Source organism: Methylobacterium sp. Gmos1 (assembly GCF_053764715.1).
Window position 1 is genome coordinate 1 of the sequence record NZ_JBSNCC010000016.1, and the last position, 19,305, is coordinate 19,305.

At 63.1% G+C, this 19,305-nt stretch carries 20 protein-coding genes and 2 pseudogenes; 6 read left to right on the forward strand and 16 right to left on the reverse strand.

Annotated elements, in window-relative coordinates; genetic code table 11:
• The 14 genes and pseudogenes from ACS5PV_RS24265 to ACS5PV_RS24330 form a co-directional block, all read right to left on the reverse strand.
• Positions 1–981, reverse strand: a pseudogene (locus ACS5PV_RS24265) (hypothetical protein); the annotation flags it as partial.
• On the reverse strand, positions 981–1,451 hold the full coding sequence (locus ACS5PV_RS24270) for a hypothetical protein (RefSeq protein ID WP_455397912.1): 471 nt from the start codon (positions 1,449–1,451) through the stop codon (positions 981–983). The gene ACS5PV_RS24270 and the pseudogene ACS5PV_RS24265, both read right to left, overlap by 1 nt.
• Entirely contained in the window at positions 1,448–2,188 is a 741-nt protein-coding gene (locus ACS5PV_RS24275; RefSeq protein WP_455397913.1) for a hypothetical protein, read from the reverse strand. Before ACS5PV_RS24275 ends, ACS5PV_RS24270 begins: the two co-directional genes overlap by 4 nt.
• Before the next feature lie 15 nt (positions 2,189–2,203).
• Positions 2,204–2,905, reverse strand: a complete 702-nt coding sequence (locus tag ACS5PV_RS24280) for a hypothetical protein (RefSeq protein WP_455397914.1) — start codon at positions 2,903–2,905, stop codon at positions 2,204–2,206.
• 5 nt (positions 2,906–2,910) lie between these two features.
• Positions 2,911–3,342, reverse strand: coding sequence for a hypothetical protein (locus tag ACS5PV_RS24285; RefSeq protein WP_455397915.1), 432 nt, complete (start codon positions 3,340–3,342; stop codon positions 2,911–2,913).
• Between the two features lie 7 nt (positions 3,343–3,349).
• Positions 3,350–5,269 carry a glycine-rich domain-containing protein gene (locus ACS5PV_RS24290; RefSeq protein ID WP_455397916.1) on the reverse strand — a complete coding sequence of 640 codons (1,920 nt, stop codon included), beginning with the start codon at positions 5,267–5,269 and terminating at the stop codon, positions 3,350–3,352.
• A 25-nt stretch (positions 5,270–5,294) separates the two neighbouring features.
• Positions 5,295–6,062 (reverse strand): hypothetical protein, encoded by a 768-nt coding sequence (locus ACS5PV_RS24295; RefSeq protein WP_455397917.1) that lies wholly within the window; start codon positions 6,060–6,062, stop codon positions 5,295–5,297.
• 3 nt (positions 6,063–6,065) lie between these two features.
• Complete coding sequence (locus tag ACS5PV_RS24300) at positions 6,066–7,193, reverse strand: baseplate J/gp47 family protein (RefSeq protein ID WP_455397918.1); 1,128 nt, start codon at positions 7,191–7,193, stop codon at positions 6,066–6,068.
• On the reverse strand, positions 7,193–7,555 hold the full coding sequence (locus tag ACS5PV_RS24305; RefSeq protein WP_455397919.1) for a hypothetical protein: 363 nt from the start codon (positions 7,553–7,555) through the stop codon (positions 7,193–7,195). Before ACS5PV_RS24305 ends, ACS5PV_RS24300 begins: the two co-directional genes overlap by 1 nt.
• 6 nt (positions 7,556–7,561) lie before the next feature.
• Positions 7,562–7,828: a PAAR domain-containing protein gene (locus ACS5PV_RS24310; protein WP_455397920.1), complete on the reverse strand. Its 267-nt coding sequence runs from the start codon at positions 7,826–7,828 to the stop codon at positions 7,562–7,564.
• On the reverse strand, positions 7,828–8,316 hold the full coding sequence (locus ACS5PV_RS24315; protein WP_455397921.1) for a phage baseplate assembly protein V: 489 nt from the start codon (positions 8,314–8,316) through the stop codon (positions 7,828–7,830). Before ACS5PV_RS24315 ends, ACS5PV_RS24310 begins: the two co-directional genes overlap by 1 nt.
• Positions 8,317–9,378, reverse strand: coding sequence for a phage late control D family protein (locus tag ACS5PV_RS24320; RefSeq protein WP_455397922.1), 1,062 nt, complete (start codon positions 9,376–9,378; stop codon positions 8,317–8,319).
• A 4-nt stretch (positions 9,379–9,382) separates the two neighbouring features.
• A complete protein-coding gene (locus tag ACS5PV_RS24325) occupies positions 9,383–9,598 on the reverse strand; it encodes a hypothetical protein (protein ID WP_455397923.1) in 216 nt (71 codons plus the stop codon).
• Positions 9,599–9,605: 7 nt separating this feature from the next.
• A complete protein-coding gene (locus tag ACS5PV_RS24330) occupies positions 9,606–10,364 on the reverse strand; it encodes a hypothetical protein (protein ID WP_455397924.1) in 759 nt (252 codons plus the stop codon).
• A gap of 339 nt (positions 10,365–10,703) precedes the next feature.
• Between ACS5PV_RS24330 and ACS5PV_RS24335 the strand changes: the two genes are divergently transcribed.
• Positions 10,704–10,949 carry a hypothetical protein gene (locus ACS5PV_RS24335; protein ID WP_455397925.1) on the forward strand — a complete coding sequence of 82 codons (246 nt, stop codon included), beginning with the start codon at positions 10,704–10,706 and terminating at the stop codon, positions 10,947–10,949.
• Positions 10,950–11,097: 148 nt separating this feature from the next.
• Here ACS5PV_RS24335 and ACS5PV_RS24340 read toward each other — a convergent pair whose 3' ends face one another.
• Together ACS5PV_RS24340 and ACS5PV_RS24345 are read right to left on the reverse strand one after the other, a co-directional pair.
• Positions 11,098–12,165, reverse strand: coding sequence for a hypothetical protein (locus ACS5PV_RS24340; protein WP_455397926.1), 1,068 nt, complete (start codon positions 12,163–12,165; stop codon positions 11,098–11,100).
• Positions 12,166–12,473: 308 nt separating this feature from the next.
• Positions 12,474–12,959, reverse strand: a pseudogene (locus tag ACS5PV_RS24345) (MucR family transcriptional regulator).
• Between the two features lie 331 nt (positions 12,960–13,290).
• On the opposite strand from ACS5PV_RS24345, the gene ACS5PV_RS24350 reads away from it, so the two are divergent.
• The 5 genes from ACS5PV_RS24350 (at position 13,291) to ACS5PV_RS24370 (ending at position 18,833) form a co-directional block, all read left to right on the forward strand.
• Positions 13,291–13,668, forward strand: a complete 378-nt coding sequence (locus tag ACS5PV_RS24350) for a DUF4440 domain-containing protein (protein WP_455397927.1) — start codon at positions 13,291–13,293, stop codon at positions 13,666–13,668.
• A gap of 174 nt (positions 13,669–13,842) precedes the next feature.
• Positions 13,843–14,004, forward strand: coding sequence for a hypothetical protein (locus tag ACS5PV_RS24355; RefSeq protein ID WP_455397928.1), 162 nt, complete (start codon positions 13,843–13,845; stop codon positions 14,002–14,004).
• A gap of 229 nt (positions 14,005–14,233) precedes the next feature.
• On the forward strand, positions 14,234–14,737 hold the full coding sequence (locus ACS5PV_RS24360; RefSeq protein ID WP_455397929.1) for a MucR family transcriptional regulator: 504 nt from the start codon (positions 14,234–14,236) through the stop codon (positions 14,735–14,737).
• Position 14,738: 1 nt separating this feature from the next.
• Complete coding sequence (locus tag ACS5PV_RS24365) at positions 14,739–14,885, forward strand: hypothetical protein (RefSeq protein WP_455397930.1); 147 nt, start codon at positions 14,739–14,741, stop codon at positions 14,883–14,885.
• A 987-nt stretch (positions 14,886–15,872) separates the two neighbouring features.
• The gene (locus ACS5PV_RS24370) at positions 15,873–18,833 is read left to right on the forward strand and encodes an FG-GAP-like repeat-containing protein (RefSeq protein ID WP_455397931.1); all 2,961 of its coding nucleotides are present in this window, start codon (positions 15,873–15,875) and stop codon (positions 18,831–18,833) included.
• Positions 18,834–19,305: the final 472 nt, after the last annotated feature.

Here is a 19,305-nt window from a genome sequence, read left to right on the forward strand (position 1 = left end):
CTTCGTCGCGTTGACGGTCATCACGCGGGTGATGCGGAGATCGTCCTGCGCGAGGTAGACGTCGAAGTCGTAAGACCCGGGCGACCACGACCCGCCTGCGGTGCCGTTGGCGGCGTTGGCCGGGGGCGCCGGCTGATCGCGCCAGGTGCAGAAGTCCTCCAGCACCACCCCCTCGACGGGAAGCGGGTTCTGGCCGCCGATGACGATGCCGCGGCCCGCGTGGTCGAAGAACAGGTAGCTGCCGGCGCCCGGGCTGAAGCTGTTCCCGGTCGTGTACGGGGCGCAGTAGTCGCCCGTGAGCTTGGCGTGCCCGTCGATCGCCAGGGGGGACGCCACGCGGCGCATCTGGCCGGTGGGCGAGGACGGCATGGTCACGGCCCGGCCGGTCGCGACGGACCAGTTGAGCGCGAACTGAAGACGCGGAGCGACATCGGTGCCGACTCCGGTCTTGCCGGGGCTGTCCGCGATAGCGCCCCACAGGAGGACCGAGACCGGTCCCTGGCTGTCGAGATCGGCCAGCCAGCAGCCGCCAACCGTGCGCGGAACCTGCGAGCCGCCGTCGCCCGCGCCGCTGTTGAGGGAGCACGGGCTGGACGAGAACGTGTAGCTGGCTTGCCCACCATCGCCGGGCGTGGCGTAGCCGTCGCGCAAGACCCGCTTGAACGGCAGGACGACGCCGCTCAGTTCCGTCGTGGTCGCCACGCGGAACTGAGCGGCCCCGAACAAGGTGCTGCCGGTCGCGCTGATGCCGCCGAACCCATTCGGGGCGAAGGTGTTCGCAGACAGGTCGTCCGTCGGCCGCAGCACCTTGGTCCAGATCTGCCCCTGGAGCACGCACGGCACGCGGGGGCCGCTGGAGCCGGAAGCGTAGCACTGGCCCTGCGTGTTGGGGCCGCTCGGCGCCGCCAGGGTGAGCCCATCAGCGTGGGCAGCGCCGGCCAGCGCCAGAAAGGCAAGGAGAAGGGCAACAGCGCGGCGCATCAAACGATGACCCAGACGTCGGAGAGGAGGCCCCGGCGCAGGCGCACCGAAGCGCCGACGTCGGAGAGGGGTAGGCCAGAGGGGAACCCAACGATGGCATCGCCCGAGCCGGTGAGCGGCTGCACGGTGATCGTGTAGGCGCCGCCGAGATAGCGACCCTCGTCGACGATGACGAGATCCTGGCCGTAGGGGTAGCCATCCACGTCCGGCAGTGACCACCCCCGCGAGGCAGTGATCTGCGGGATGACGACGTGCACCGTACCCTGAGGGATCGGGAAATCGGCATCCGGGCCGATGATGCCGCCGAGCGAGGCTTTCGCCGCCAGATGGTCCGGCAGCACCTTTTGCGTCGTGCTCCCAGTCTGCGCGAAGGCGACGAGAGGCACGGCCGCCCCCAGGGCCTTCTCGATCGCGACATCTTCCGGGGTGCCGTCGGCATGGATCGCCTGGAACGCGAGGCCGGAGCTCATGGCGACACCTGCGGGGGGATGACCTTCAGGATGCGCTCGCCGGCCGCGTCGACGTCGCGGTAATAGCGGCCGCCTGGCGGCACGCTCGCGATGTCGGCGGGAATGGGCGGGAGGCTGTCGAGCGCTGCGGAGACGAACGCCGTCATCCCGTCCGGATCGGCGGCGAGCGCGGCGGCGAGCAGCGCGATCAGCCCCGCCGGATCGGCGAGTGACACGAGCACGAGCGGCGAGGTCGGGTTGTAGAGGGCGGCGCGGCCGGGCTGGTAGGTGATGTTGCCCCCAGTCCCGGCGACGCCGATTGTCTGCCGCCACCCGCTCGTCGGCGGGGTAGCGGTGCAGATGCCGCCCGGCCCGATCCAGAGGCGCTGGCCGGGGGAGAACGAGCCCGTCACCCCGGACAGCGGCCCGAGCAGGGTGATCGACGCGAGAGTGCCGACCGGGGTGAAGGCCAGGACGATCCCGACGAGCTTGCCGCAATGGGCCGGGTTCGATGGGTCGGCCGGGGAGACGGTGCCGTCGCCGTTGTCGACGACGTTGGTACTGGGCGGGATGGTGACGGCGGCGGTGCGCTGGACGATCGTTCCCGCGCCATCGACGCCGTCGCGGCCGTCCCTACCGTCGGTGCCGTCGCGGCCGTCAGATCCCGGAGTTCCGGGAAGTCCTTGTCCGCCATCCGAGCCCGGAGGGCCAGGCACGACGAAGGGGATCCCTGACGTCGAGGTCGTCTTTACGGCCATGGGGGAGTCCAGGTGTTAGGGCTTCGTCACGCCGGGGCGGTGCTCGACCGTGCCGCTGTACGCAGCGACGCGGACCCCATCGGCCTCCGCCAGCAGGTCGTAGTCGTAGGTGGGCAGGTCGGGTGCGCCGGTCGGCAACATCGACATCGTGGCGGCCGGTACACGCGCGCTCACGACCCCGAGCACCCCGCCGTTCACGAGCGTCGCCGGCGACACGTCGGCGCTGAGGGTGAGGGGGGTCCGTGCGGTGTAGCGAGCCGCTCCGTAGAGGGAGGGGCGCAGGCTGACCGAGAACGCGATGCCGGTGATATCGAGCGACACGGGCAGGGCAGAGATCGTATGTGCGTCGCCGGGCGCGTAGGGGACGCTGCCCTGCATGACGAGGCACGAAATGCCCGGCACGGCAAAGGGGGCACCGACGATCCCGCGGCCGACCACGTTGGCGTAGACGTCCGCCATCTCGAACACCGTCACGGGGCCAGCGACCGACGTGATGACGATGCGGTAGATGCCGGGGGTCAGCGAGGCGCCTGGCGCGATTTGAGTGACGGTGCCGTTGCCGACGTTGGCGCTATCCGGTGTGGAGACGGCGCTGCCGGTCACGACGAAAGGCCAACCGTCGAGCCAAGCGGAGTTGTCGCGGGTGAGGAAGTCGCGCCGCTGGGATCCGCCGTTGGCGTTCGAGGCTGCCGTCTCGAGCAACAGGATGTTCGTCATCGGCGTCAGGCTGCGATGGCGGCGGCCTGCCGAAACAGCGCGTCGATCTCGTCGGAGGTTAGATCGAGCGCGGCCCCGATCGCGACGACGTGCGGGTTCGTTCGCTGCCAGGTCCGCGCGTCCGAGAACCAGTCCTGGACCTCGCCGTCGGCCGCCTTGATCGCCGCATCGACCTTGTCGCGCAGGCCCGCCCGGCGCAGCTGGATCTTGGCCTGCGCGCTCGATACGTCGGGGATCGGCAGTGGGGGTGGAGGCGGCGGGCTCGACCAAGTCTTGGTCTGTGCATCGTAGAGATCGCCCGGCTTGACCGAGGCGGCGCAGGCGATCAGTTCGGCGGCAAAGTCTTCGCTGAACAGGTCGACCCCGATCTTGATGTCGTCGGGCAGGTCGATGCGCTCGCGCGCGATGCCATCGACGACGTGAGCATAGTGCTGCATGGCAACCTCAGTACTGGATGATGATACCGCCGTCGGCGCCGTTGCCTCCCGCCTGCGCGGAAGGGGTCGTGTACCAGGCGCCACCACCGCCCGAGCCGGGCGCAACGCCATTCATGACGGGGTTGTTGATCGTTGCGGTCCGGCCGCCGCCACCGAAGGCCGAGGACGCGCCGTTGCCGCCCTGCACCGCGTTGTTGACCGGGTTGCCGTCCCCGCCGTTCGCCCCGAAGAAGTTCTTCTGGCCGCCCGATCCGACCCCGGGCACGCCGCCGTTGCAGCCTCCCGGACCGCCGCGGCCGCCGCCGCCGCCCGTGGCCTGGATGGGCCCAAATGCGGTCGTGCCGCCCGTCGCGGCGAACGTGTCGGAGGAGTTGTCGCTGCCGGCCCCGCCCGCGCCGACGGCGTAGGAGATGGTCTGGCCTGGCGTGACGTTGATCCAGCGCGCCGAATATCCGCCCGAGCCGCCGCCGCCGCCGGACCAAGTCACGCCGCCGGCCCCTCCGTGGCCGCCACCACCGCCGCCGACCAACTCGACGTAGATCCACGTGACCCTGTCCGGCACGGTCCACGTGCCGTTGCCGGCCGTCGTGAACGACACGAGGTTGCGCGGCGGCGACAAGCTGGGGTTGGCCGCAATAATGTTCAGGACATCGGAAGAACTGGTCCCGCCCGACAGTTCGGCGCGTCCGAAGCCGACCAGTCGCCAAGCGTTACCGTGTCGATTGACGAGCACATCGCTGTTGGGCGGACCGTCCCCGCTCTGGATTGGGGATCCGTCGTTGCGCTGGAGCGGGCCGGAAACCCCGCCGATCGTCAGCGTGGCGTTCGCCGCGATGCCGTTCGGCACGCGGATCAGGCAGGGTGTAAAATCCTGATCGGCCGTGATCGGCGGCGAGACGGCGTCGACCACCAGGGCTGACGCGGTGCCGCCGGCTGTGCCGGCATGCCAGAGCGCTGGAGCGCCGATCGCGGCAGGTACCTCGGAGCGCGCCAGGAGCCGCATGCGCCACGCACCGTTCCGCATGATCAGCGGGACGATGTCGCCGACCGTGAGGTCGCCAGCCGCGAGCTGGCCGCCGCCGTAGCCGAGGACCTGAGAGACCGCGAGTCCGTTCGGGTTGAAGGTCGCCGGTCCCGTGTTGGTCTGCGTGATGGCGAGTGACAGACCGAACCCATCCGGGATCGCACTCGGGGTGGGCGCCAGGCTCGCCGTGAGCGCGTTCGCAGATCCGCCGGCGACCGCGTAGGTCCACCGCCCAGACTGGACCGCGTAGGGGATCTGGGGGAGCTTGGCGTCGATGAAGGGGGCGAGGCTGTAGCGGGCGATGGAGCCAGCGGTGATCTGGGTCTGCCCGGCGTTCAGCGTGACGACATGGGCACCGGCCCAGCCTGCGTCGGGGGAGGGGGTCACCTGGGACCCGGCCGTTGCGGCCACACCCGCCTTCACCTGGATCGCCGCGACGCCGCGCCGGATCGTGGACTGCGCGGTGCCGGAATTCGCGGGCCCGGCGAAGGGCTGCTGCGGGTTGGCGGCATTGTAGTAAGGCAGCACCAGCGCGCCCGCGTCGGCGTCCTGGTACTGCACCTCGACGAGGAAGTTCTGGGCATAGCCCGGCGTCGTCGGCGGTGCGAAGGGCAGCGTGATCGCGTCGAGCGACAAGCCCTGCTTGACCAGGGGGCGCGTGTCGACCGGGAACGAGGACCAGGGCGACGGCTCGACCTCCTCGAGCTGGTAGACCGAGCCCGCACCGAGGACCGCCGACAGGCTGGCCGGGGCGGTCGGGGTGAGCGTGAAGCCGTCGATGACGGTACCGGACCCGAGGGTGGACTGGGCGAGCGCGCCGAGGCCGATCATGGCGCTCTGGCCGAGCGTCAGCAGGTCGGCCGCGCGCGGCACCTGACCGTAGTAGATGGTCGGACGATCCATGGTGTCCTGCAGTGGTCGGGAGAGGTCAGTTCTGGATCGCAGTCCAGACGGTCACGCCGGCAGCTGCCGTCTCGGCGAGGCGTGCGTAGATCTCAGCGTCGGCGATCTGGCTGTCGACGTCGGCTTGGTTGATGTAGGCGAGCGGGCCGAGGTCGTACCCGGCACCCGGCATGTCGAAGCCGGAGATGTCCGGGATGCCCCGCGAGATGGGCCGGAACGCGGTCACGAAGATCTGGCAGGGATAGTCGAGGGAGCCCCAGCAGCCGGCCCCCGGGAATGAGCCGGCATCAGAGCTCGCCACCACGTAGGCGAACCGACCCGCGTCCCAGCCGCCGAGCGCCGCGTCGTAGCCCGAGACCGGCACGGCCTCGACGCTCCCGGCATAGGCCATCGTTCCGACGTCGTAAGCGCCGCAATCGCCCGGGTTCCACGGTTCCGCGATTAGCGGCGTCCGCCCGGTGAGATCGACCAGCGCCTCGACGATGGCCTCACGCGTCGCCCGCGGGCGGAGCAGTTCCTTCAGGATCCTGGGGCGGAAGGCGTCGTCCGCCTCGTCGGGCCGCCGACCGAACCGGATGCCGAAGTAGTCGAAGGCGATCAGGTCGAGCCAGCCGCCCGTCGCGGTGGCGATGCGGGTCTGGCGCTTGAGGTCGGCAATCAGGTCGTAGGTGAAGGCCAGGAGCGCGGCGATCCCGCCGAGGAGGCCGTCGAGGATCGGGTCGTCGTCGGGGAACCAGGGCGGCAGGAGCGCGCGCAGGCGCGCCACCATGTCGTCGGGGTCGCCCGTCCCCATGGCTCAGGCCACCTGCAGGTTCTGGGTCTTAATGACCTGGCGCTGGCGCGCGGGAATGTCAGCCTGCCCGTTGTCGAGGAGGAGCCCGGCCACGGCCTGGACACCGGGCGAGGCGTCGTAAGCAACCTGGTAGAGCCGGCCCCAGGACAGGCTCTCGCCGAGGCCGAGCCCGTTCACGTAGGTGTCGATGGCGCGATCGACGGCCCCGATCACCGCGTTGACGTCGTAGCCCGGTCGAGCCGTGACGTGCGCCGAGATCGCAGCGTAGATCACCTCCGGCGGGAATACCGCGAGACGTACGCCTCCCGCCCGGACCCGCCCGAGCGCGCCGCGCACGCTGGCGATGAGGCTGTCGGGCGGGAACCCGGTGCCGTCGTCGACCACGACGTAGACGAAACCGTTGTCGACCGTGCCGTCCCAAGTCTCGTTCTCGACCACCGCGTAGCGCAGGCCGAGCTGAAGGCTCGTGACGGCGTAGCCGAGTGCCGGCACCGTGGCCTTGGCGAGAGAGGAGAAAAACAGGACGATGCGTCGGCGCAGCGCGGCGTCGGTCTCGGCATCGGTGCCGGAGGTCAGCGCCTGGATGTTCCGGACCGTGTCGACGAATGGGGTCGACGAGGTGATCGTGTTGAGCGCGCCGGCCACAACGTTGCCGCCGGCGCCCGGGATATCGGCCTTGACCGGTACCGCAATCGCCTTGACGCCTGCCCGCAGGACGTAGCCGCCGAGCTCCCCGTTGAACGTCAGCAGGCCCGCGTCGAGTACCACCGTGAACCGCTGCGAGCCGTCGGCGGTTTGCACCGTGGTGCCAAGGGGAACTAGGCCATCGGATGTCTCGTCGAAGCGCGCGAAGGTGACGAGGCCCGTCGTCGCTGTGGCGCCGAGCCGCGTGATCCCGAAATCGTTGGCCCAGGTATCGAGGTCGGTGCCGTTGGAGGTCGAGGCCCGGGTCAGGCTCGCCACGTAGACGATCAGGCTCTCCAGCCAGAGCGCCAGGTCGGCCGTGGCCTCGGCGATGGCGCGCAGGACAGCGCCCACCGAGAAGTCGACGAGCGCGCGGGCGCGCCCCTGCACCGCGGCCGCGAAGCCTTGCACCAGGGTCGAGAAGGTGCGGATCGGCAGGAGCGCCATCAGCTCACCTCGAAGGACAGTGTCTGCTGGCGGCCCGTCGCGGCGTCCGCGTAGACGATGCGGACGTGGACCCCGTTGAGCACCGGGGTGACGGTGATGAGCGGATCGGGCGTGCGGGCGACCGCGGCCTCGAGGAAGATCTGGGACCGAATCAGGGCCGCGAGCGTATCGACATCGGCCAGGTCACCGACGCGGCGCGGCAGCCCAGCGCCGTAGTCGAGGTGCTGAAGATAGGTTGAGGCCACGGTGATCAGGCGGCGGAGCACGCGCTGCACGCCGCGCTCAGGACCATCGACGAGCGCGAGATCGCCGGTCGGGCCGACCGCGAGGCCGGAGCCAATCATCAGGCTCAAGTCGGGCATGGTGGCTCAGTCGCAGGTGTAGCGGGGCGAGCCGTCGGTGATCCGGGCCCCGCAACTGCACAGGCTCGTCACCCGGGCGCAGGCCTTGCCGTCGACCGTATGCCGCGCCGACCCCGTGGTGATCACCACTGGGCCGTGACGGGCGCAGAGCGCCGCATCCCCGACCCGGGCGACCGGCTTGCCGCCGTTGGTGGAGTGTCGCGAGGACCCGGTCGTGACCGTGCCGCCGTGGTCGAGCGGCGAGCCGACATGGGCGACGCGGTGACCTGGCATCAGCCGTTGATCCCGACGTTGCCCTTGATCGCGACGTCGCGGGTGCCGTTGTCGAGCGAGACCTTGCCGTCCTTGTCCCAGAGCAGCGATCCGCCGGATTTGTGCTTCACGGTGATGCCGCCATCCTTGTCGAAGTAGAGCTTGCCCCCGCTCTCATGGAACAGGACCATCTCCCCGCCCTCGACCTCCGGTGGCCGCTGCTGATCGGAGTAGAGCCGGGAGATCACCACCGGCGTGTTATGGTCGCCCTCGACGAAGGCGACGAGGACCTGATCGCCCGCCTTGGCCCCGACCGCGATGCCGAAGCCGTTCCCGATATGCGAGGCGCCGAGCGGCGCCCAGCCCGTCTCCGTGCCCTCCGGCATGAGCTTGAGCTTCGCCGCGTGAGTCTTCTTATTGTAGCTCGTCACCTCCGCGATGCGGACATGTGAGCGGGCGCCGTCGCCGTATGAGGACTCGCGCCTGATCAGGTTCGATAAATCCGACATTCAGGACATCTTCCGGTCTTTCGACGCCGCCTTGGCGGTGATCAGCATCCGGTAGCCCTCGTCGTTGTTGATCCGGTGCTCGACGCTCTCGTGGTCGTAGGACTGGTCGAACGACGTGCCAGTGCCGGTGAGGTCGAGCGACATGCGAGCCGTGACGCGAGACAGTCCGGGCAGGTCGATCACGATCTGCCGCTCTTGCTTGGTGGCGCGGCGCAGGCGCTTCTCGGCGATCCGCGCGGCTCGGTCCTGCTTCAGGCCGGGCGCCTGATACTCGTAGGTGATGCCGTCGCCGTTCTTGCCGGTGCCGGTCGCCGCCGAGAGCGTCTTCTTCGCCTCGACGACCTTCTTCGTGCGGTGGTCGTGCGAGCGCACCTTGACGGTAGTCTTGCCGGTGAGATCGAGGTGGCGGGCGCCGGCGAGCGTGATGAAGTCGCCGCGGGCGTAGCTCTCCGGGGTGGGCTCCTCGTACGCCACCGACAGCACGTCGAGCCCGGTCTCGCTGTCGCTGCGCAGGTAGAGGGTGTCGCCCTTCACATAGGGGACCAGACCCTCGGCGTCGGCGAGGTAGTTGACCACGTCCCAGTCGGTCAGCTGATTGGTGTGATGGACCGTATCGATGTCGTAGATCCTGCCGGCCTTTAGGGTATCGCCATCGACGTCCAGCTTAAGACCGCTGCGCTTCGCGACTTCCTGAGCGATGTCGCCGGCCTTCTTGTTCTTGAACGACTCGCTCGACTTGCGATCGATCATCTTCTTGGTCTTGTCATGACCGTTGATGTCGATCGTCCGCTTGAGCCAGTTGGGGCGAACCTCAGTCACCGATCCTGTGACGAGCGGGTCTCCGCCGGCCGTCCCATCCTCCGAGATGAAGACGGCCACGTCCTCGATCTGCGGCGTGTCGCACCAGAACGCCGTGCCGAGCCCGTCGGGCAGCCCGCTCATCGCGAGCGTCGCATGGAACGTGTCGCTCTTCGCCTCGCGGCCGAGGTGGGCCTCGATCGACACGCAGTCGACGCGCTGGCCCTGTACCGTAATCCAGCCGCGCGACGCCCGATCCCCCATGCGATCAGGCCCCTACCACGCCGCTCGAGGTCTGGCCCTTCGGGAGCCGGGGCGGGATCAGGAGGTCGCGCGGGCCGGTCAGGAACGGGTCAAGCAGCCCGTTGAGCCGGGCGATCCGGTCCCACTGGCTGTGATCGCCGAGCTGCTCGGCCGCGATCTGGAACAGGTTGCCGCCCGCCACGGTCACGACCGTCGCGTTCCTGCCGACCTGAAGGGGCATGACGGCGCTACCCGGCGAGCGTGGAGAGATTGGCGTCGATGCGACCGACGAGGCCGCGAACCGCCGTGGCGGTCGAGAGGGTGTCGAGCCCGTCCCGCGTCGCGTCGAGCGCCAGGGCGAGCGCCGGCCCGGGCGGCATCACGGGATCCGGGATCAGCGCCGCGGCCAGTCCGGCATCGGCTGCTGTCACGGCCGCGTCGACCGCATCGACGGCGCGGGCCGAGAGATCCTGGATCGGCGTGATGGCGACGGACGCCGCGGCCGCCAGGGAGGGGATACCCCCAACAGCCGAGGCGAGGTCGGCGACGGCACTGAAGCTGTCGATCGCGCCCGAGATGAGATCGCCGAGTGCGGAGAGGTCGGCTCCGATCAGCGAGCCGATATCGCCGAGCGCGTCCTGTGCCACCCCCGAGCCGTCGTCCACCACGTAGCAGACGATGCGGTAGGGGATGTCGAATTCGCGCCGGTAGTCGGCCTCGAACTCCTCGATCAGGACGACGCGGTAGAGCCCACCCCAGGAGAGGGGGATCTGCGCGCCGTTCTTGCGCATGGCGTCGATGGTGAGCGCCCGGCTCTTCGCGTCGGCGCCACGGAACCGGCCCTCCCACGCGGCGTCGCATTCCTCCGGGCCCATTGCGTCCGGGACACGCTGCCCCCCGATCAGGACGTTCTTCGCGATCCGCTGCTTGCCGCCGAACGGGATTTTGGACGGCACCTCGTGCCCACGCAGGACGATGCCGCCGAGGCTGACGGTGGAGCTCGCCATGAGGTGTCCGGACGCAGGGGGCGGCGGCGCGGGGCGCCCGCGGGAGGGCTGGCGGGCGCCGCCCAGCCTGGGACGGCCGACCTGTGTGGCGGCACGGCGTCAGGCGGAAATTCGGGGGATGCCCTCAAGTAGCGGGACAGCCCGCGGGCTGTCAAACCGACAGCGACGGCCATCGAGGACCAAAGACGCGCACGTAGCTGTCATGGCGTGTGCCAAGCGGGCAGAGGGGAGGGGCCGTCGAGGATGCGACACCGGCCCGGCGGCGGAATGCGGTGACGACGGCGCTCCTGTTGACGCCAGTTGGATGAGGTATGGTGAAGCCTTTCTCGGGAGAAGCTGATGCCCATCGAGGTCGACGAAACGTGGCTGCCTGCATTCGATGGAGAGGCTTGGAGGCGGGTGCTACGCGATGGCTTCGTGGTCGGTCGCATTAAACGCGTGCAGGCTAGCGGCGACGGTGAGATAACACGTGAGTGGTTTAGCATCGAGCGCATGATCGAAGGCCAGTATATTCCGGTCGAAGGCACGCACGCGACTTTCGAGGAGGCGGTGGGGCAGATCGTGATGCACAGTGTAATGCAGTGATCTCCGCACACTTCTTCCCCGTCATGGCAGTCTTGGCATCCGCGAGGCGTGCAATCGCGATCGTGGTGCCGCGACGAGCAATGCGAAATATCCAAGGCTGTGCCCGGCGGCGAGTCACACTCCTGCCGGGCTCAATAATTCAAAGTGATCAATTAAATCTATCACACTTGAAGAACGCCCTCGGAAATCCATTTCCAACACCGGTCCTATAAAAGAATTCTGCTTGAGATTGCGTTGCAGTATTGTTCAATTCAGTTGATAATTGGACGACCATTTTCTCACCCTTATATACCCATCGCGAGGTTAAGTGACCAGATATTTCTATAAAAGAACCGTCGGCCTGTTTGTAAAACTTGGACTGTTTCACTGTTGAATACATATCACCATCTTCTTTTCGCCAAGCTAATTTCATTTCGTCTTTGTTAACTATTCTAAACGCTGATCTCTGAATGCAATTCCCAAACATATCAGCGCCACCAGCTTGCGATTGCCACAAGCCTTCGAGAAAGGGACCCATAATCTCTATGCGCTTAGCTTCTACCCTTTCCTTGGCAGCACGACGCTCGGCTTCCGCAGCCTGCTTTGCAGCGCGTAGTTCCTCTGCATACTCCCTGTCACGATCTTCGATGGACTTCGTAAATTTGTAGACAATGCCATGGGTTAGCTCGAAGGGCGTTCTATCAGTAACATGTGCACCAAATTCCACCCTTGTGCCGATCAGTGCGCTCCATTCAAAATCTTTCTTCATATATAGGCGCAATATTGCTCCGTCCCCTGTGTTAACCTGTATGTAATTTGGACCGGCAAGATATATTTTGCCCTCTCCGACCACAAAACTGCCGACTGTATCACGGTCAATGTTTTTCAATTTTTTCAGATACGCAGCGGGCGTTATGGCTCTCGCTCGATCGAACAGAGGAGGGTGCGTTATTTCTTGATATAGACTGCGCCCGTAAGTTTTTATGCCCATAGCTTTAGCCAAAGGATTAATCGTATTTTTCGCAAAAGGTTCAAATATCAAGATATATGGCGTTGCCGTTACAAATAGACCAAGTACGAATAAAAGCGCTCCCACACGGAGCTTGTTAAATAATGTAAGACTCTCGAATTTTGTGGTCAGCTTCTTGAAGAAAGGATTTCTATCTTGAGGCTTGCTGATTTCTTGAATAAATAACTCCTTCCTTCCTTCTCCAAAATAAGCAGATTTATCAGTCATTTTCAAGCTCCAGGGGTGTTATATCAGTCGATGATCTTCTCCAAATACTTACATGACAGTTAATCGACTCGGGCAGGCGGTGCGCAGACTTAATATATCAATAACGGAAATGCTTGATATGGCATGTGTAGAGGCTGAGAACGTAGTTGTTTGGCTGCCCGGCGGCGGCGGGGAAGACGAAGCAGGAAAGAACTCGGATCACGCCATGATCGGCCGATCTCACTAATCGCAGTCCTACGTCCTGGGCTGGCGTGCCGCACCAGGGGCTATAACCTTGGTGCGGCACGTCTAGGGAACCTCCCGTCCCTCTACTCGCTCGCGCTGGCCTTGCGCCGCCGTGCCGGCTTGCTGCTGACCGTCGCGTTGCGCGAGGCGCTGGCGGCCGCGGCCCGAGTACGCGACTGGCCAAGCCCCGCACTCTTAGCGAGTTCGGAGCGCTGCGCCGCATAGTTCGCCGCGACCATCGGATAGTCCCGCGGCAGGCCCCATTTCTCTCGGTACTAGTCCGGTGTGAGGCCGCGTCCAGCGAGGTGGCGCTTCAGCGCCTTATAGGGCCGCCCGTCTTCAAGACTGATAATATGGTCGGGGGTGACGGTTCTCCGAATGGGTACCGGCGGCTCGAGCTTCACGGGCTCAGGCTCCGCCGGTGCTCCGAGACGCGTCAGCACCTCGTGCGTCGATGCGATGAGCGTCGGCAGGTCGTGGACCGTTACGCTGTTGTTTGCCACGTAGGCCGATACGATATTGGCAGTTAGCGCGATGTCGTGCGTGGGGGTGTCGGTCTGATCGTTCATTGAGCGCCTCCTTTTAACATGTAATTAGAACGGAATGGCGCTGGCTAAGTCGATGAACCTCACGCCATGGCACTCATGTATGCAAATTCCGGCCGCTCCTACAACTCGCTGGAAGCAATATTTCATAACCGTGCACGGGCCATGCACCGCAGCATGTAATTGGTGCGCTGGCATTCGAGCCAATCATATGCCCAAGCACATTCGTTCATTAGTGTACGAATGGTGTCGAGCACCCTTAACGCTCGACGAACGCCGCCCGCACAAACCCACAAACTGGAACGATCCCCTCCCTACGATCTTCTCCCACGCAAGAAGCCACGAGGAGAGCACGATGGATGACGATCGGGTATGGTCCTTCGAGAAGAGCCTCTGGACCGGCGATGCGGACCACTACCAGGAACTCGTCGACGACGAGTGCCTGATGGTGCTACCGCAGCCCCCGTTCGTCATGAGCGGGAAGCAGGCAATCGAGGCGGTCGCCCATACGCCCCGGTGGTCGGAGATCGAGATCTCGCAGGAGCAGATTTCGCGGCCTCAGGAGGGGCTAATCGTCATCGCCTACCACGCGAAGGCGTCGCGCGGAGAGCAGGCGTACGAGGCTCACTGCACCTCCACCTACCGACGGCTTGAGCACAACAAGTGGCGCGTCGTGCAGCATCAGCAAACGCCTCCGATTATGAGCCGCCCCGCCGTCGAAGCTACCGGCTGAGGTCAGGGGCTGACGGCGAAGCGCCTGCATTTGTCTGGGCCTGAGCAATCAGCGCGGCACCTGCCTGTTAGCGTGGCGCAGAGAATTTTGTGTCATGGATCGGCTTGAAGCGGATCACACAGTGGCCACCCTGCCCGGCCACTGCTGCGCTCTGTCCGACCCAGGGCCAAACCCATGCAGAACCTGCGCGCCGCGTTTCTGATCGCCGCTGGCATCAGCCTGATCGCCCTCGCCTTGGCCGGCGTCGCGGAGCGGGGCGTGCAGGCGCGCTTGGATCGCACCCTGCTGCCCGCGGCCGTGGTCCAGACTGCGAGCGGCGTGTCGGCTGCGCGGTAGCGCTCGCTCGACATCTCTCCCTTTCCAGAACGGCTGCAATCCGCCCCGCTACGGTGTTTCTACGCAGTAGAGTCCGATATCAGACCACCCGTCGCCGTCGCATCGTTTTCCGTTGCCCCAAGGCTGGTGCCGGCATCATTCGCGCTCCACCTGTTGGTTGCTGAAATATGACTCTTGACCAAATCGCTAACAAACTGCATCAAAAATTTGCTTGATGATCGGAAGACAAATGGACGACGCAGCTCTCATCTCCACCGATATGATCGACCTGACGAGCGATATCGTCGGCGCCTACGTCTCGAACAACAACGTCCGCGCCGCGGACCTCCCGGACCTGATCGCCTCCGTCCACGCATCGTTGACCGGGCTCACCAAGCCGGCGGTGGCGCCCGAGGAGGACCACAAAGTCACCGCGGCGCAGATCCGGAAATCAATCACGCCCGACACGATCACGAGCTTCCTGGACGGCAAGCCGTACAAGAGCCTGAAGCGGCACCTGACGTCGAACGGCCTCACGCCTGACGAGTACCGCAAGAAGTTCAGCCTTCCCTTCGACTACCCGATGATCGCGGCGAACTATGCGGCGCGGCGCTCCGAGCTCGCCAAGAGTCTCGGCCTCGGGCAGATCCGGCGGCAACAGGCTGAAGCACGGAAGGTCGGTGTGAAGGCGGCAGACTCCGCGCCTGCCAAGCGCGGCCGGCCGAAGAAGGAAGAGGCCGCCGCGGCGGAGTGACATGGACCCGACGAACCTATTCCGGCGACAGGGCACACGGCGCGCCCTGTCGCTTGGTGATGCCGTCCTGATCCTGGCGGGCGTGGCCATCGCGCTCGCCGGCATCTTCTTTACAGCTAAGGATCTGCTGCTCGCGCGGATTGGATAGGGCAATGCGAGCAGGTCGGGGAGGAGCTTTCGGTTCTGGTATCATGCAGCAAGCTCCCCGAACCGGCACCTCGTGCTAGTGCACTGACACTGCCGAACGAGCCACGTGGGCACTTGCCAACCCGCTGCACTCACAAACGAATTTTCGGTGCGCGGTGTACCTTTTGAAGGCGTCAGTACACTAGTGCACTGACGCCTTCAAAAGGTGCACCGCGCACCGAAAAATCATTCGCTTTTCCAAGTGGTTGGCGAGCGGTCACGTGGCTCGTCCGTCGGTGTCAGTGCACTAGAAGCCCCGACTCTGGCCCTATCTCCGTCGATGCGGATTGGCGCAATGTGGATAGGGATGTATCCTCAATGCAAAATAAATTTGCATGGCACCGTTGATAAGTGCGCAAGTCTCAATCGGCCCTTAACTATGGTTGCCCTAATGCAAATCCCGAAAAACACTCGCGTCGTAACGGCGAGGAGGTCGCCATCCCCGCACGCGTCGAGGTCGCATCCGACATGGCTCGGCGCATCCTCGAAGAGGCCGACAAGCTACCTCGGAAAGGAGGGGCGGAGCGTGGGTGAGCTCGCTGCCTAATTCCGCTTCGGTTCGCCATCCTCTCAATCAAGCACGAATGACGCTGTCCGCAGCTAGATTTATGACTCGAAGAGATAAATAATGTGATTTCAAATAATCCGATTTTTTAATTATCGCAATCACCGCCTCGGTCTGCCAATAATTATTTCTGATAAAAATATTTCTACTCGGTTATTGTAAGCCATAATACTCAACAAATGCAGTCAGAATGGCGTTTTTGCTGTTTTTATTAGACAATAAATATTTCTAATCATTGTTGCTCGAGATTTGCCGCCCAAAAAATTTCTCACGAAAGGTGTTGAAACGTCGCAAAATACAGTATATTGAAATTACAAAGCGCAAATCAACGCCGGATTGCGCGATGTACACTCAGAGGTTGCACTCTACTCTCGGGAGCCTCAAATGTCAAAGAAAAACCTGTCTGCAAAATATTTAGATAAGCAATCAAATAGGCAATACGAAGATTCTTTCAGTGATGAATATCCTGATTTCGAAGTTTTCTCACCACAGGTTGGGGTAGACGGATTACTCGATGATGGTAAATACCGCCCAATGACCTCGTCTAATGCCGCTCAAGAATTAATTATGGGAGATTATAACCCTGTTTTACAGTTTGCCTCTGACTCAGCTGATGCATTTTCCTCGACAGAAATTAGTTATGAGGCTTCTAATCTTGATCAACCTCAATTAAACGGCAACAGCGTCGGCTCTGTATCCGTGGGAGCCTCGAGCGATCAACGTATCAATGGTCTTCTATCCGGCCTTCGATGGAACGGGACCATCACGTATTCCAATCCTGATGCTGCCTCGGACTACCAGGCAGGGTATAACAGCGATAGCGACGGCGACGGGATTAGTGCACAAAACGAAGGGTTCAGTCAGCTTAGTGCTGAAGAAATGCTTGCCGCACATTTTGCCTTAGATGCATCTATCTACACGCAATCCTCGGCGGCCGGCGGATTTTCTGTTGAAGGCTTTACCAATCTCGACATTAATTATGCTGGACCGGGATCAGGAGTCAGTACAATTCGGATTGCTAACTCCTCTGATCCGAGAACATCCTATGCCTATTATCCAAGCTCAGGCGTCACCGGCGGCGACGTATGGATTGGTCCGTCAGCTCGCAGCGTAACGGCCGGTAACTACGGCTGGTACACGATGATTCACGAGCTTGGCCACGCGCTGGGGCTGAAGCACGGACAAGAAAGCGGTGGACCAGGCAATACTGCACTGCCATCCGCAACTGATTCAATGGAATATTCCATTATGACGTATCGTAGTTACGTCGGTCAATCAAATCTAGGCACCCTAACGAATGAGTCGTGGGGCATGGCCCAGACATTTATGATGTACGATATTGCTGCTCTTCAGTATATGTATGGCGCTGATTTTAATTCAAACAGTGGAAACACTGGCTATACATGGTCACCGACCACGGGACAGTCTTTCATCAACGGCGTGGCTGCAATTTCTCCTGGCGCAAATCGTATTTTCGAGACAATCTGGGATGGAAACGGTGTAGATACATACAATTTATCTAATTATACTAGCAATCTAAGCATTGATCTTACACCTGGCGGTTACTCGACTTTCTCTTCCACACAAAGAGCTTATCTGGGCGGCGGGCCAAACGGCGGATATGCGCGTGGCAACGTATTCAACGCTCTTCAATTTAATGGAGACGCGCGATCATTGATCGAAAATGCGGTCGGAGGCACTGGAAACGATGTTATTATTGGGAATATCTCCACCAATACTTTGACTGGCGGCGCCGGCAATGATTCCCTAGATGGTGGCGCAGGAACGGATTATGCCGCTTTTTCCGGAAGCAATACATCATATACAATCAACCAGGTTGCCGCGAACAGTTTCAGGGTGGTCGGGCCCGATGGAAGTGATACTCTTGACAATATAGAATATGTTATTTTTAGCAATGGAACATACGATCTCAGTACATACGATGATATTATTGGCAATGTCTCTACGAATAAATTACTATCTGTCGGAGAAAATTCTGGCGGTAATATAGAATTATTCGGTGACCATGATTGGTTCCGAACACAACTAGTCGCTGGTCACAACTATATCATAAACTTGAAAGCTGGCCCAAGTGGGGCAGGAACGTTGGTCGATCCCTACCTGAGGTTGTATAATAGTGCCGGCACATTGCTGTCATCCAACGATGACGATGGTGTAGGTTTTGACTCTCAACTCGCGGTACGAGTCAGCACGAGCGGAACTTTCTACATCGATGCTGCAGCTCTCGGAGCAAACCAAACAGGCACGTATCAGGTCAACCTCTTCGATACCGGAACCACTGGAAGGTTCGAGTCACTGTATTCGGGTATCGCTGCGTACACTCAGAACAACGGCGGCTGGGGGCGTCAAGATCGCCACCCACGTTATGTTGCCGACGTGAATGGCGACGGTCTCAAAGATATCGTGGGCTTTGGCGAGTACGGCGTATACACGTCGCTTGCCACCGGCGGCGGAAACTTTGCGACAGCAACCGGTACGGGCTCGATGTTTACGCCTGGCGGCGGCGGCTGGACTAGCAATAATATCTATAATCGCGAAGTGGCTGACGTGAGCGGCGATGGGAAAGCCGACATTGTCGGGTTTGGCAATGCCGGCACGTTCGTGTCACTAGGCAATGGCGATGGGACCTTTGCAACTGCGAAACTCGCGCTCGCAGCCTTTGGTGTCGCGGCAGGCGGTTGGGACAGCGAGGATCACTATCCACGCCAACTCACTGACGTGAACGGCGACGGCCGGGCTGACATCGTAGGCTTTGGCGAGTATGGCGTGTACACGTCGCTTGCTACCAGTGGCGGGGACTTTGCGGCAGCGACTTTCTCTCCGTTGGGGTTTACCCCCAGCGCGGGCGGCTGGAGCAGTGATAATACGTTCCACCGTGAGCTGGCCGACGTAACCGGCGACGGAAAAGCCGATATTGTCGGGTTCGGTCTAGCCGGTACGTATGTGTCATTGGGCAACGGTGACGGCACCTTCTCCACTGCGAAACTTGCGCTCACCGAATTCGGCGTCGATGCGAATGCGGGTGGGTGGAGCACTCAGGACCGCTACCCGCGCCACCTCGCTGACGTTAACGGCGATAGCCGAGCCGACATCGTCGGTTTCGGTGAGTACGGTGTGCTCGTTTCACTTGCTACGGGCGACGGGAATTTCGCGGCACCGACCTTCGAGCTCAGCGGCTATAGTCCGAGTGTGGGTAGCTGGAACAGCGACGATCAGTACCGTCGAATTCTAGCGGACGTGACTGGCGACGGTCGTTCGGATATCGTTGGTTTTGGCAACTCCAACGTCCTGGTTGCGTCGTCTCATGATTTTATGACCATATAGCGTAAAATATATGCAGCCATTTTCCAACAAGTGGCTGCAGACCAGGTAGACCTTCGGCGCTCGGGCAGCCGGGAGCCTCTGGTTCCCGCTCGGCATGCCGATCGTGCCGGCGATGGAGGGCGCGCCCGCTCAGCGTGACCTCTTCAGCTACCGGGACGAGACGCACACGGCGCGGCGGCTGCCGCCAGGCGGTCCAGGAACGCCGTGACATGGCGCCCGACGCTGATCCCCGCACCGGAGAGGAGCCGCCCCGCGAGGGCGGCCCCACCTACGAGGACTAAATCGCCTCGCCGCGGTGGGCCGCCCTCCGCCGGGAGGCCTTGGCGCGTGACGGCTTCCGTTGCCGCGGCTGCGACATCACCCGAGCGCCTGGAGGTCCGCCACCGCCGCTGCGGCCTGCCGCACGATACCGAGACCGTCGACGACCCTGTGCGGCGGCCCCGAGGGCTGCCACCACGCCATTACCACGTCC

What these genes read in the sequence shown, in the direction of transcription:
- ACS5PV_RS24365 (WP_455397930.1), top strand. Translation starts at nt 14,739, where the DNA reads ATGGACCCGACGAACCTATTCCGGCGACAGGGCACACGGCGCGCCCTG.
- ACS5PV_RS24315 (WP_455397921.1), bottom strand. Translation starts at nt 8,316, where the DNA reads ATGTCGGATTTATCGAACCTGATCAGGCGCGAGTCCTCATACGGCGAC.
- ACS5PV_RS24280 (WP_455397914.1), bottom strand. Translation starts at nt 2,905, where the DNA reads ATGACGAACATCCTGTTGCTCGAGACGGCAGCCTCGAACGCCAACGGC.
- ACS5PV_RS24285 (WP_455397915.1), bottom strand. Translation starts at nt 3,342, where the DNA reads ATGCAGCACTATGCTCACGTCGTCGATGGCATCGCGCGCGAGCGCATC.
- ACS5PV_RS24335 (WP_455397925.1), top strand. Translation starts at nt 10,704, where the DNA reads ATGCCCATCGAGGTCGACGAAACGTGGCTGCCTGCATTCGATGGAGAG.
- ACS5PV_RS24320 (WP_455397922.1), bottom strand. Translation starts at nt 9,378, where the DNA reads ATGGGGGATCGGGCGTCGCGCGGCTGGATTACGGTACAGGGCCAGCGC.
- ACS5PV_RS24275 (WP_455397913.1), bottom strand. Translation starts at nt 2,188, where the DNA reads ATGGCCGTAAAGACGACCTCGACGTCAGGGATCCCCTTCGTCGTGCCT.
- ACS5PV_RS24355 (WP_455397928.1), top strand. Translation starts at nt 13,843, where the DNA reads ATGCAGAACCTGCGCGCCGCGTTTCTGATCGCCGCTGGCATCAGCCTG.
- ACS5PV_RS24330 (WP_455397924.1), bottom strand. Translation starts at nt 10,364, where the DNA reads ATGGCGAGCTCCACCGTCAGCCTCGGCGGCATCGTCCTGCGTGGGCAC.
- ACS5PV_RS24310 (WP_455397920.1), bottom strand. Translation starts at nt 7,828, where the DNA reads ATGCCAGGTCACCGCGTCGCCCATGTCGGCTCGCCGCTCGACCACGGC.
- ACS5PV_RS24370 (WP_455397931.1), top strand. Translation starts at nt 15,873, where the DNA reads ATGTCAAAGAAAAACCTGTCTGCAAAATATTTAGATAAGCAATCAAAT.
- ACS5PV_RS24360 (WP_455397929.1), top strand. Translation starts at nt 14,234, where the DNA reads ATGGACGACGCAGCTCTCATCTCCACCGATATGATCGACCTGACGAGC.
- ACS5PV_RS24350 (WP_455397927.1), top strand. Translation starts at nt 13,291, where the DNA reads ATGGATGACGATCGGGTATGGTCCTTCGAGAAGAGCCTCTGGACCGGC.
- ACS5PV_RS24300 (WP_455397918.1), bottom strand. Translation starts at nt 7,193, where the DNA reads ATGGCGCTCCTGCCGATCCGCACCTTCTCGACCCTGGTGCAAGGCTTC.
- ACS5PV_RS24295 (WP_455397917.1), bottom strand. Translation starts at nt 6,062, where the DNA reads ATGGGGACGGGCGACCCCGACGACATGGTGGCGCGCCTGCGCGCGCTC.
- ACS5PV_RS24305 (WP_455397919.1), bottom strand. Translation starts at nt 7,555, where the DNA reads ATGCCCGACTTGAGCCTGATGATTGGCTCCGGCCTCGCGGTCGGCCCG.
- ACS5PV_RS24290 (WP_455397916.1), bottom strand. Translation starts at nt 5,269, where the DNA reads ATGGATCGTCCGACCATCTACTACGGTCAGGTGCCGCGCGCGGCCGAC.
- ACS5PV_RS24340 (WP_455397926.1), bottom strand. Translation starts at nt 12,165, where the DNA reads ATGACTGATAAATCTGCTTATTTTGGAGAAGGAAGGAAGGAGTTATTT.
- ACS5PV_RS24270 (WP_455397912.1), bottom strand. Translation starts at nt 1,451, where the DNA reads ATGAGCTCCGGCCTCGCGTTCCAGGCGATCCATGCCGACGGCACCCCG.
- ACS5PV_RS24325 (WP_455397923.1), bottom strand. Translation starts at nt 9,598, where the DNA reads ATGCCCCTTCAGGTCGGCAGGAACGCGACGGTCGTGACCGTGGCGGGC.